This is a genomic window from Zoogloea dura (assembly GCF_012927165.1).
Classification (GTDB): domain Bacteria; phylum Pseudomonadota; class Gammaproteobacteria; order Burkholderiales; family Rhodocyclaceae; genus Zoogloea; species Zoogloea dura.
This window is the reverse complement of record NZ_JABBGA010000005.1, coordinates 219,393-230,942: the sequence shown is the minus strand read 5'-3', so window position 1 is coordinate 230,942 and position 11,550 is coordinate 219,393. Positions and strand designations below refer to the sequence as shown.

Below are 11,550 nucleotides of genomic sequence, written 5' to 3'. Positions count from 1 at the left end.
GCAACCGACAGTTTAACCGACACGCCATCTGACGATCACACAAAGTGCCGCCCGCCCCTCACGCCGGGGCGGGTCTTCATGCAGGCAATTACTTCCCGTAGTAGCCCCGGTACCACTCGACGAAACGACTGATCCCCACCGGCACGGGGGTAGCCGGCACGAAGCCGGTCCAGGCGTTGAGGGCGTCGGTATTGGCGTAGGTGGCGGGCACATCGCCGTCCTGCAACGGCAGGAAGTTCTTCTGGGCCTCGATGCCCAGGGCATTCTCGATGGCCTCGACAAAGGCCATCAGCTCGACCGGGTTGTTGTTGCCGATGTTGAAGACCCGGTAAGGCACGTTGCTGGTGCCGGGATCGGGGCTGTCGGCGTTGTAGGCCGCATCGGGTTCCGCCACGTGATCGAGGGTCTTGATGACGCCCTGCACGATGTCATCCACATAGGTGAAGTCGCGCTTCATCTTGCCGTGGTTGAAGACGTCGATCGGACGCCCTTCGAGGATCGCCTTGGTGAACAGGAACAGCGCCATGTCGGGCCGGCCCCAGGGGCCATACACGGTGAAGAAACGCAGCCCGGTGGTGGGCAGGCCGTAGAGATGGCTGTAGGTGTGGGCCATCAGCTCGTTGGCCTTCTTGGTGGCGGCGTAGATGCTGACCGGATGATCGACGCTGTCGTGCTCCGAGAAGGGCATCCTGGTGTTGCCGCCATACACGCTGGAGCTGCTGGCATAGACCAGGTGTTGCACCTTGTTGTGGCGGCAGCCTTCCAGGATGTTCATGAAGCCGGTCAGGTTGCTCTCGACATAGGCATGGGGATTGACCAGGGAGTAGCGCACGCCGGCCTGGGCGGCCAGGTGGATGACCCGGTCGAACTTCTCTTCGGCGAAGAGCTTCTCCATCCCTTCCCGGTCGGCCACATCCAGCTTCACGAAGCGGAAGTTCTCGTGGGGTGTCAGGCGGGCCAGGCGGTCATGCTTGAGCTGGACCTCGTAGTAATCGTTGAGATTGTCGAGACCGACCACCTGATCGCCTCGCGCCAGCAGGAGCTGACTGGTGTGCATGCCGATGAAACCGGCGGCGCCGGTAACGAGAATTTTCATGGTCGCAGAAGAATTTCGTGGGATTGAATGCAACAGACCGGCCGGAGCCAAAAACGACGCCCGGATAATCGGCCAACAGCCCCGGATTCTCGCACGGGAGCATGACAGGGTAAATCGGCGCGGCGAGGCAAGCGTGTCGTCTGCAACGACAGTTATACTTCGCGTTCCTGCGGCACAGCCTATCCCCTTGATCCTTCGAGCCCTTTATACAGCCCTCTGGTATCTGGCAATTCCCCTGGCGGGCCTGCGCCTGCTGTGGCGCGCGCGTCGCCAGCCTGAATACCTGCAACACCTGGGGGAACGGATTGGTCGCCATACGGTTCGCTTCGACGGCCCGGTGATCTGGCTGCACGCCGTATCCGTCGGCGAGACCCGGGCCAGCGCCCCGCTGGTGCATGCCCTGCTCGAGGCCCATCCCGAGTGCAGCCTGCTATTGACCCACATGACGCCCACCGGACGCGCAACAGCCGTCGAACTCTTCGGCAAGCTGCAGCCCCGGGTGCAAAGCGTCTATCTTCCCTACGACCTGCCCTCGGCGGTCGACCGCTTCCTGCGTCATTTCCGTCCCCGCATCGGTATCCTGATGGAAACAGAGGTGTGGCCCAACCTGATCGCCGGCTGCCAGCGCAAGGGCATGCCGCTGGTGATGGTAAATGCTCGCCTGTCGGAGCGCTCAGCCCGCGGCTATGGGCGCGCCGGCGCCCTGGCGCGGAACGCCTTCGCCGGCCTGTCGGCAATCGGCGCCCAGACCGAAGGCGACGGCCGACGCCTGAGCGGGCTTGGTGCCCGCTACGTCATGGTGACCGGCAACATCAAGTTCGACATCGCTCCCCCGCCCGCCATGCAGGTACTCGGCGCCACGTTCCGCAACCGCTTCGGGCCGCGCCAGGTGGTGCTGGCCGCCAGCACCCGCGAAGGCGAGGAAGAGCTCCTGCTGAAAGCCCTGGTGAACCTCTGCCCGCCAGAGGTCCTGCTGGTGTTGGTACCCCGCCACCCTCAGCGCTTCGAGGAGGTCGCCCGCCTGGTCAGGCGCGCCGGGCTCAGCTTGCAGCGGCGCTCGGGCAATGACCCCGTGATGGCCGACACGCGGGTCTGGCTCGGGGACTCCATGGGAGAGATGTACGCCTACTACCATGCGGCCGACCTGGCGCTGATCGGCGGTTCCTGGAAGGAACTGGGTGGCCAGAACCCCATCGAGGCCAGTGCCACGGGCTGCCCTGTGATCGTCGGCCCCCACACCTTCAATTTCAAGGTGGTCTGCGAACAGGCCATAGAAGCCGGCGCCGCCCTACGGGCCGAGGACCTGACGAGAGGGCTGACACTTGCCATGGAGCTGCTGCGCAACCCGACCCGGCGCAAGGCCATCGGCGCTGCCGGCCTGGATTTTGCCCAGCAGCACCGGGGCGCCACCGAGCGCACCCTGGCCCTGCTGGCGCCCCTGCTGCAGGCCCGGAGCGGCTCAGGCAGACACTAGATAGCGGCCTGCCCGGCGCACCAGTTACGCCAGAGCTGCCGCAGCATCGCCTCGAAATCATCGGCAAAGGCATGCTGGTCGAACACCGGCGACGCTTGCAAGCGGCTCCTCAGCCCGGCCCGCAGACGCGCCAGCCCCTCTATGTCTGCCGCCTGACGGACGGCCGTCGCCACATAAGCCTCCGCACTGTCGGCCAGCCAGTCCGCGAGGCCGACATGGGTCAACAAGCCCACGCCCTGACGCGCCATGAAGCTGCTTCCGGCCAGGCTCACCACCGGAACCCCCATCCACAGCGCCTCGACGGTCGTGGTGATGCCGGGGTAGGGAAAGGGATCAAGACCGATATCGACCTGGCCATAGGTCGCCAGGTGCGCATCGCGGGCCACATGCCCGAGCAGCAGCAATCGGTCGGCACTCACCCCCCGCGTCTCGAAAAAAACGGTCAGGCGGCTCCGAACCGCCTCATCGGCCAGCTGGCGAGCCTTCAGCAGCAGCCGGCTCCCAGGCACGGCGGCGAGGATGCGGGCCCACAGGGCCAGGACCTCTTCGTTGAGCTTGCTCAGGTTGTTGAAGCTGCCAAAGGTGACCCCGCCCTGGGCCAGGGCAGGCAGCGCCGCCAGCGGCGTCTCGTCCCGCGGCGATGTAAAGCACACGTAGCTCTTCGGCATTCGCACGACCTGCTCCGTGAAGGCCGCTTCCGCCTCGGCAGGCAGCACCTGCTCGTCCGCCAGCAGGTAGTCCATGCCCGGCACACCGGTGGTCGCCAGGTAGCCCAGCCAGGTCATCTGCACCGGCGCGGGCTTCCAGGCGAAGACCGGCAGCCGGTTGTGGGAGGTATGTCCCGAGAGATCGATGAGAATGTCGATGCCATCGCGATGGATCTGCTCAGCCAGCACGGCGTCAGACATGCCCGCAACCATCCGCCAGCCCTTGAACAGGGGCTTCAGCCTTGCGGTCAGGCCGTCCGTGTAATGCTGTGCATGGTAGGCATGCAGCTCCAGCCGGCCGGCATGGGTGCTCCCCAGCGCCGCCAGGACGTGTTCGATGAACTGGCCCACTGGGTGCTGGCAGAAGTCACCAGACACGAAGCCGATCCTCAGGCGGCGGCCGGGCTCCGGCTTCCCGCGCCAGGCCGTGAAGGGCCTGGCCTGACGGCTGACCGCCTGGCCAAACAGGCGCGCTTCCTCGAGGAGTTCGGCGGCGGCACGCCCCGGCTGGTAATTCAGCACGAAGAGCAGGGCGCTACGGGCCTCCAGGGAATCGGGTTTCTGCGCCAGGGCCTCGCGCAGCCCCTGCTCCGCGCCATGCATGTCCCCCTGGTCGCACAGGCTCATCGCCAGGCCCATGCGGGCCGCGACGAAATCCGGCTTGGCCGCCAGGGCGCGCCGGAAGATGCCCTCCGCCTCGCCGGGGCGCCCCTGCAGGCGCAGGACCATCCCCAGGTTGCTCAAGGCCTCGGCATAGTCGGGCTGCAGGGCCAGGGCCCGGCGGGAACACTCCGCCGACTCGCCCAGCCGCCCCAGGTCCTTCAGCACCGCGCCCAGATTGAGGTGCGCCCGGGGATTGTCGGGGCGCAGCGCAATCGAGCGCGCAAAACAGTCGGCAGCCTCCAGCAGACGCCCCCTGTCCTTCAGTGCATTGCCGAAGTTGTTCTGGGCCGTCGGATCACCGGGCAACAGGCTCGCCGCCCGGCCGAGGGCTTCGAAGGCATCCCTGGCCTGGGCCAGCTGGGCGACCCCCAGGAAGTTCCAGCTCGGCCCATGGCCCGGCCAGCGGGCCACCAGGGCCGCCGCCTGACGCTCCAGCTCGGGGAACAGGCCAGCCCGGAACAGGGCGACCAGATGCTGCTGCGCCTCGGGCGTCGGCGCCCCTGCCTGCGTGCGCCCGCAACACAGCTTGAACTTCCGCCCGCTGCCGCAGGCACAGGGTGCATTTCTGCCGTCTTTCATCGTCATTCCGCCGTGTTTCAGACCGGCGCGCGGAACAGGTAGTCCGCCGCCCAGCCGGCGAAAATCGTCGCGCCGACCCAGTTGTTGTGCAGGAAAGCCTTGAAGCAGCGCGGGCGGTCGCGCTCGCGGATCAGGGTGTAGTGGTAAGCCATCAGCCCCGCTGCGCCGGCCAGGCCGGCCAGGAAGAAGACTCCTGCCCCGGTGCGCAGGCCGACCCAGGCCAGCAGGGCCAGGGTCACCGCATAGCAGATCATGATGGCGGTCACCTCGAAGCGGCCGAAGGTGATCGCCGAGGTCTTGATGCCGATCTTGAGGTCGTCGGGGCGGTCCACCATAGCGTACTCGGTGTCATAGGCCACCGCCCAGAAGACGTTGGCCAGCAGCATCACCCAGGCTTCGACCGGCACGGCCCCGGTCACGGCGGCAAAGCCCATCGGAATGCCGAAGCCGAAGGCAATCCCCAGGTAGGCCTGGGGAATGGCCAGGAAACGCTTGGTGAAGGGATAGCTGCCGGCGAGGAAAAGCGCCGGCACGCTCAGGGCGATGGTCAGGCCGTTGAGCGGCAGGATCAGCAGCAGCGACAACAGCGACAGCCCGGCGGCCAGCAGCAGGGCCTCCCGGGGGCTGACCCGACGGGCCGCCAGGGGGCGGTTGCGGGTGCGCTCCACGTGGCCGTCGAAGTCCTTGTCCGCGTAGTCGTTGATGACGCAGCCGGCCGAGCGCATCAGCACCGTACCCAGCGTGAAGATGACCAGCAGCAGCAGCGCCGGCCGCCCCTCTGCGGCCACCCACAAGGCCCACAGGGTCGGCCACAGGAGCAGCAGGATGCCGATGGGCTTGTCGATGCGCATCAGCTTGCCGTACTCGGACAAGCGCTGGGAAAGACTCAGGCTACTCATGGGGCAAGATTCCGGATGGAAGGCAGGAAGACTTCGGTGACCAGCAGCGGTGCGCCGTCCCGGCGAAAGGCCGAGCGCCGGGCCCACAGGGGCGGCAGATCCGCGTTGCGGGTGGCGGAGGCGGCATGGTGCCAGCGCGAATCGCGGGCATCCAGGCGGGCGGCCTCCAGGGGCGAGCGACGCACCCGCGGGTCGTCGAACAATACTGCCGCCAGCGGCCGCCCACCCAGTCCGTGCAGCAGGTGCCAGGCGGCCGGGATGGTGGTGGTGGCCACCAGCGAGCGGGCAAAGACGACGGGCTCACCGTCGGCGATCAGCAGGACCTCCCGCTGCCACAGCCTGCCGTGGCGATGAATGCCGAGAGCGGCCATCTCGTCGGGTAGCACCACGCCTTTGCCCTGGCTGACGACCTGCAGCGCAAAGCGCCCGCAACGGGAGCGGATGCGCGCCGTCAGGGAGCGGTCGTCGGTGAGCCAGCCGCGCATGCCGCGGGGAGCGCGCCAGGCGGCCATGCGGAAGGGATCGCGGCCCGGGAAGTGGGCGAGGGTCATGTAGGGATCGGTCAGGGCGGTGGATGAAGCCGCCGCATTGTAGTGCGCCGCCGCATGGGCGGCCAGCCGCCCTCCTGCAGACCGGCCGGATCAGGCCTTGAGCAGGGCCGCCCGCCCGCCGAACCAGCGGGCGGTGACGGCATCCGCCACCCGTGGCATGTCGCGCAGGATGTCCTCGGCCAACCCGCGGGCGATGTCCACCAGCGCGGCATCCTCTTCCAGGTCGGCATAGCGCAGCAGGGGCACGCCGCTCTGGCGGGCGCCGATGAACTCGCCGGGGCCGCGGATGCGCAGGTCCTCGCGGGCGATCACGAAGCCATCGGTATGCTCGTAGATGGCCTTCAGGCGTTCCCGTCCGGTCTGCGACAGGGGCTGGGCGAACAGCAGGATGCACACGGATTCATGCACGCCCCGCCCGACCCGGCCACGCAGCTGGTGCAGCTGGGCGAGGCCGAAGCGCTCGGCGTGCTCGATCACCATCAGGCTGGCGTTGGGCACGTCCACCCCCACTTCGATCACCGTGGTGGCCACCAGCACCTGGACCTCGTTGGCCACGAAGGCGGCCATGGTGGCGGACTTCTCGTCGTTCTTGAGGCGCCCGTGGACCAGGCCGATCTTCAGTTCCGGCAGTGCCTCGGAGAGCATCTCGTAGCTTTCCTGGGCGGTCTTCAGCTGGAGCGCCTCGGACTCCTCGATCAGCGGACACACCCAGTAGGCCTGGCGCCCCTGCAGGCAGGCGTCGCGGACGCGCTGGATCACCTCGTCGCGGCGCTCGTCCTTGATCAGCTTGGTGACGATGGGCGTACGGCCGGGCGGCAGTTCGTCGAGCACCGACACATCCAGGTCGGCGTAGTAGCTCATCGCCAGGGTCCGCGGGATGGGGGTGGCCGACATCATCAGCATGTGCGGCGATTCGCCGGCCTGCCCCTTTTCGCGCAAGGCCAGGCGCTGGCGCACGCCGAAACGGTGCTGCTCGTCCACCACCGCCAGGGCCAGCAGCGGCAGGGCCACCGGATCTTCGATGAGGGCGTGGGTGCCCACCGCCAGCAGGGTCTCGCCGCTGGCCAGGCGGGCCAGGGTCGCCTCGCGCTCCTTCTTGCGCCGGCTGCCGGACAGCCACGCCACCTCGATGCCGAGGGGCGCCAGCCACACGGCGAGCTTGCGGTAGTGCTGCTCGGCGAGGATCTCGGTGGGCGCCATCAGCACCGCCTGGCGGCCGTTCTCGGCGGCCTGCAGCATGGCCAGCGCGGCGACGCAGGTCTTGCCGCTGCCCACGTCGCCCTGCAGCAGGCGCTGCATGGGGTGGTCAGAAGCCAGGTCGCCGGCGATCTCGGCAAAGGCCCGGCTCTGGGCGCCGGTCAGTGCAAAGGGGAGCTGTTCGAGCAGGTCACGGGTGAGGCGTTCGCGCGGGGGCAGCGACGGGGCGTTCTTGGCGCGGCGGGCCGCATAGGCCCGGCGCAGGGAGATCTGCTGGGCCAGCAGTTCGTCGAGCTTGATGCGCTGCCACGCCGGATGCCCCCGATCCTCGATGTCCAGGGCCGACACCGACGGCGGCGGCGCATGCAGCAGGCGCAGTGCATCGGGCAGGGCCGGCAGGTTGAGGCGGCGGCGCAGTTCGTCCGGCAGCTCGTCGCGCAGGGCGTTGTGGCGCATCGCGCCGGCCACCAGCTTGCGCAGGGCCGACTGGGCCAGGCCGGCGGTGGTGGGGTAGATCGGGGTGAGGCTCTCCGGCAGGGGTTCGCCGGCATTCACCGGGCGCACCCGCGGGTGGATCATCTCGGCCCCGAAGAAGCCGTCGCGCAGCTCACCGAAGATGCGCAGGCGGGCCCCCACGGCCAGCTGCTTCTGCTGGTTGGGGTAGAAATGCACGAAGCGCAGCATCACCTCGCCGCTGGCATCGGCAGCCCGTGCCACCAGCTGGCGGCGGGGCCGCAGGGTGACTTCGCAGGAGAGGACCTCCACCTCGCACTGGGCCGGCATGCCGGGGCGCACGTCCGCCAGCAGGGTCAGGTGGGTTTCATCCTCGTAGCGCAGGGGCAGATGGAGGATCAGGTCGGCCGCCGAGAAGACGTCGATCTTCGCCAGGCGCTCGGCCAGCTGTGGCCCGACGCCCGGCCAGCCCCGCGCCGCCGGCTTCTTGGGCGGCGCGGTTGCTGCGGGCGCTACGGCGCCGGCTTCCGCGACGGGCTCGACGCTCACGGCGGCGGGAACTTGAGGAGGACTCAGCCGATCACCAGGATCGCATCGGCTTCCACCACCGCACCGCGGGGCAGCTCCTTCACGCCCACGGCGGCGCGGGCCGGGTAGGGCTCGGCGAAGTAGCGGGACATCACCTCATTGACCTTGGCGAAGTTGGCCAGGTCGGTCAGGTAGATGGTCAGCTTGACCGCATCGGCCAGGGAGCCGCCGGAGGCCTCGGCCACCGCCTTGAGGTTCTCGAAGACGCGCACGGTCTGGGCCTCGAAGCCCTCCACCATCTGCATGGAAACCGGGTCCAGGCCGATCTGGCCGGACAGGTAAACGGTGTTGCCGGCCTTGACGGCCTGGGAGTAGGTGCCGATGGCGGCGGGGGCATTCGGCGTGGCGATGATCTGCTTGGACATGGGTCTCTCCGTGGGACAGGGTCGAAAACAGGGGGGTCAAACACTGCAAGGAACCCGGAAGTTTACCGGGAAGTGGATAGTGGCATGCAGGGAATGGCGCTAACCTAACCGTTTTCAATCATTCCGGCCGCCAGCATGTCCTTGCCCGCACTCCTGCCCGAATCCCTGATCCAGCAATTGTCCGAGCGCTTCGGCAAGCGCTTCTCCACCGCCGAGGCGGTACGCGCCCATCATGGTCACGACGAGTCCCACTTCCCCGACGCCCTGCCCGACGGCGTGGTGTGGCCCCACTCGACCGCCGAGGTGGTCGAGGTGGTGAATCTGTGCCGGAGCCACCAGGTGCCGCTGATCCCCTTCGGCGCGGGCAGCTCCCTGGAAGGCCACATCCTGGCCACCCGCGGCGGCCTGACCCTGGACATGTCCGAGATGAACCAGGTGCTGGCCATCCACAACGAGGACATGGACGCGGTGGTGCAGCCCGGCGTGACCCGCAAGACCCTCAACGCGGCCCTGCACGGCAGCGGCCTGTTCTTCCCGATCGACCCGGGCGCCGACGCCTCCCTCGGCGGCATGGCCTCGACCCGCGCCTCCGGCACCAACGCCGTGCGCTACGGCACCATGCGCGAGAACGTGCTGGCCCTGGAGGTGGTGCTGGCCGACGGACGGGTCATCCGCACCGGCGGCCGGGCGCGCAAGTCCTCGGCGGGCTACGACCTGACCCGTTTGTTCGTTGGCGCGGAGGGCACCCTCGGCGTGATCACCGAGGTCACCGTGCGCCTGCATCCTCTGCCGGAAGCGGTCTCCAGCGCCACCTGCTCCTTCCCGGACGTGGCCAGCGCCGTGCAGACGGTGATCCAGACCATCCAGCTCGGCGTGCCGGTGGCGCGCATCGAGCTGCTCGACGCCCTGACCGTGCATGCGGTCAATCGCTACAGCAAGACCAGCCTGCCCGAATCGCCGATGCTCTTCTTCGAATTCCACGGCTCGCCGAATGGCGTCGAGGAACAGGCCCGCACGGTCCAGGAGATTGCCGCCGACAACGGCGGCGAGGGCTTCGAGTGGGCCACCCGCCCGGAAGACCGCAGCCGCCTGTGGCAGGCGCGCCACGACGTGCTGTACGCCAGCCTGGCCCTTCAGCCCGGCAGCCGCGGCATTTCCACCGACGTCTGCGTGCCCATCTCGCGCCTGGCCGAAGCCATCGCCGGCGCCCAGGCGGCGATCGCCGAAAGCGGCCTCACCGCACCGGTGGTGGGCCATGTGGGCGACGGCAACTTCCACGTGGTGATCCTCACCACCCCGGACGATCCGGCCCAGGTGCACGCCGCCGAAGAGCTCGGCCGGCGCATTGTGGAATGCGCGCTGGCCCTCGACGGCACCTGCACCGGCGAGCATGGCATCGGGATCGGCAAGTGCGACTTCCTACTGGCCGAGCACGGAGAAGGCGTCGCCGTGATGGCCGCCCTCAAGGCCGCCCTGGACCCGCTGAACCTGATGAACCCGGGAAAAGTCTTGAGAACCCGGGAAAAGTCTTGAAATCTATGCCATAAACCCGCAAGGGGCGTGACATCCATCACAAACCCCATCAAGTCACCCCGGCTCCGGTCGATAAACCCGGATAACGACCACAACCCGAGCCGACCCATGCATGCATCGCCCCTCCGCGCCGACGACATTGCAACACTGTCCGGAACTCTCCTCGCCGTGGGCAGCATCACCCACACCGCGGTCGGCGGGCCGGACTGGCTGGCCTATGCCTTCGGCGTCGGCACCATCCTCTCGCTGCTCGCGGCAACTCTGATCAGCCACCGGGCCCGCAACCGGGCCCGGCGCAACCAGCAGTTGCAGCGGGAGCGCATCAACAACGGCGTGCAGGCCTACGACGGCCTGTGCGCACAGATCGCCGGGGAGAGCGAGACCCAGTTCAACCGCCTGCGGGAATCCCTGGGGCAGATGCAGGACGTGTTCTCCAACGCGCTGGGCGATCTCAACCGCAGCCTCACCGGCAATGGCGGCGCCCGGCCCGACTCCCTGCAACAACTGGCCGACGAGCTGGTGACCCTCTCCAGCGCCCACGACAGCGCCGCGACCAACTCCAGCCTGGAGCGCTTTGCCGAAGAAACCCACGGCACCCTCAACGCCTTCGTGGCCACCGTGCAGCAGCTCAAGAGCAGCGGCGCCGACATCGCGGAGCGCTTCACCACCATGCGCGGCAAGGTGGACGCGGTCAGCCGCCTGATGACCGAGGTCAGCCAGATCAACAGCCAGACCGGCCTGCTGGCCCTCAACGCGGCCATCGAGGCGGCCCGCGCCGGGGAGGCCGGCCGCGGCTTTGCGGTAGTGGCCGACGAGGTCCGCAAGCTGGCCCAGCGCACCGAGAAGTTCAGCGAGCAGATCGACACCCTGCTCCACGAGATCCATTCCGCCATCGACGACGTGGGCAGCGCGGTGGACGTCACCGCCTCCACCGACATCAGCCGGGCCGAAGCCTCCCAGACCAGCGTCGTCACCATGGGCCGGGAAATGCGCGAACTCACCCAGCGCGCCGGCGAGCAGTCCCGGCGCATCAACGAAGTGTCCGAAGCCATCCAGCGCCTGGTGATGCAGGGCGTCCTGTCGATGCAGTTCGAGGACATCGTCAGCCAGCTGCTCGGCAAACTGCGCCAGCACACCGACTTCATGAGCGAGTACGCCCACGGCTTCTTCGACGTGCACCGGGACGTGGAAGAGCGGGACGGCCTCGCCCGCATCCAGCGCCGCATCGAGACCCTGTCGTCCCTGCTCCAGGCCTCGTCCCGCTCGGCCGAGCAGATCCGCTTTGAATCAGTGATGCAAACAGACGTCAATGCCGGCGAGGTGGATCTCTTCTGAAGCGGGTCATTTGCAGGAATACAACAGCTGCCTGAAAATCCGGACACCCGCAAAAACGGAATCGCTTACCATTCCGTCGGCATCGCGGCCAGGCCGCAATGCCGGTTCTG

The 11,550-nt window shown here is 68.1% G+C and carries 9 protein-coding genes; 3 read left to right on the top strand and 6 right to left on the bottom strand.

Going from position 1 to position 11,550, the window contains the following annotated elements:
* Positions 1–88: 88 nt before the first annotated feature.
* Positions 89–1,096, bottom strand: a complete 1,008-nt coding sequence (locus HHL15_RS08880) for an NAD-dependent epimerase (RefSeq protein ID WP_169145395.1) — start codon at positions 1,094–1,096, stop codon at positions 89–91.
* Positions 1,097–1,283: 187 nt separating this feature from the next.
* On the opposite strand from HHL15_RS08880, the gene waaA reads away from it, so the two are divergent.
* Complete coding sequence (waaA, locus tag HHL15_RS08875) at positions 1,284–2,570, top strand: lipid IV(A) 3-deoxy-D-manno-octulosonic acid transferase (RefSeq protein ID WP_169145394.1); 1,287 nt, start codon at positions 1,284–1,286, stop codon at positions 2,568–2,570.
* On the opposite strand, the gene HHL15_RS08870 is transcribed toward waaA, so the two are convergent.
* The 5 genes from HHL15_RS08870 to HHL15_RS08850 all read right to left on the bottom strand — a co-directional run bounded on the left by HHL15_RS08870 (position 2,567) and on the right by HHL15_RS08850 (position 8,572).
* Positions 2,567–4,519 carry an O-linked N-acetylglucosamine transferase family protein gene (locus HHL15_RS08870; RefSeq protein ID WP_169145393.1) on the bottom strand — a complete coding sequence of 651 codons (1,953 nt, stop codon included), beginning with the start codon at positions 4,517–4,519 and terminating at the stop codon, positions 2,567–2,569. The two genes, waaA and HHL15_RS08870, sit on opposite strands and share 4 nt — an antisense overlap.
* Positions 4,520–4,536: 17 nt before the next feature.
* Positions 4,537–5,418, bottom strand: a complete 882-nt coding sequence (ubiA, locus tag HHL15_RS08865) for a 4-hydroxybenzoate octaprenyltransferase (protein ID WP_169145392.1) — start codon at positions 5,416–5,418, stop codon at positions 4,537–4,539.
* Positions 5,415–5,969 (bottom strand): chorismate--pyruvate lyase family protein, encoded by a 555-nt coding sequence (locus HHL15_RS08860; RefSeq protein WP_235943297.1) that lies wholly within the window; start codon positions 5,967–5,969, stop codon positions 5,415–5,417. The genes ubiA and HHL15_RS08860 overlap by 4 nt, the downstream gene beginning before the upstream one ends.
* Positions 5,970–6,059: 90 nt before the next feature.
* Positions 6,060–8,168, bottom strand: a complete 2,109-nt coding sequence (gene recG, locus HHL15_RS08855; RefSeq protein WP_328825008.1) for an ATP-dependent DNA helicase RecG — start codon at positions 8,166–8,168, stop codon at positions 6,060–6,062.
* A 23-nt stretch (positions 8,169–8,191) separates the two neighbouring features.
* A complete protein-coding gene (locus HHL15_RS08850; protein WP_169145391.1) occupies positions 8,192–8,572 on the bottom strand; it encodes a RidA family protein in 381 nt (126 codons plus the stop codon).
* 135 nt (positions 8,573–8,707) lie between these two features.
* Here HHL15_RS08850 and HHL15_RS08845 point away from each other — a divergent pair, with 135 nt between their 5' ends.
* Both HHL15_RS08845 and HHL15_RS08840 read left to right on the top strand, forming a co-directional pair.
* Positions 8,708–10,105 (top strand): FAD-binding oxidoreductase, encoded by a 1,398-nt coding sequence (locus HHL15_RS08845; protein WP_169145390.1) that lies wholly within the window; start codon positions 8,708–8,710, stop codon positions 10,103–10,105.
* A gap of 108 nt (positions 10,106–10,213) precedes the next feature.
* Positions 10,214–11,440 carry a methyl-accepting chemotaxis protein gene (locus tag HHL15_RS08840; RefSeq protein ID WP_169145389.1) on the top strand — a complete coding sequence of 409 codons (1,227 nt, stop codon included), beginning with the start codon at positions 10,214–10,216 and terminating at the stop codon, positions 11,438–11,440.
* The last annotated feature ends 110 nt before the right edge of the window (positions 11,441–11,550 follow it).

Bases quoted from the DNA above. Each gene is read 5' to 3' on its own strand.
- HHL15_RS08880 (WP_169145395.1), bottom strand. From the start codon at position 1,096: ATGAAAATTCTCGTTACCGGCGCCGCCGGTTTCATCGGCATGCACACC.
- HHL15_RS08870 (WP_169145393.1), bottom strand. From the start codon at position 4,519: ATGAAAGACGGCAGAAATGCACCCTGTGCCTGCGGCAGCGGGCGGAAG.
- ubiA (WP_169145392.1), bottom strand. From the start codon at position 5,418: ATGAGTAGCCTGAGTCTTTCCCAGCGCTTGTCCGAGTACGGCAAGCTG.
- HHL15_RS08860 (WP_235943297.1), bottom strand. From the start codon at position 5,969: ATGACCCTCGCCCACTTCCCGGGCCGCGATCCCTTCCGCATGGCCGCC.
- HHL15_RS08850 (WP_169145391.1), bottom strand. From the start codon at position 8,572: ATGTCCAAGCAGATCATCGCCACGCCGAATGCCCCCGCCGCCATCGGC.
- HHL15_RS08845 (WP_169145390.1), top strand. From the start codon at position 8,708: ATGTCCTTGCCCGCACTCCTGCCCGAATCCCTGATCCAGCAATTGTCC.
- HHL15_RS08840 (WP_169145389.1), top strand. From the start codon at position 10,214: ATGCATGCATCGCCCCTCCGCGCCGACGACATTGCAACACTGTCCGGA.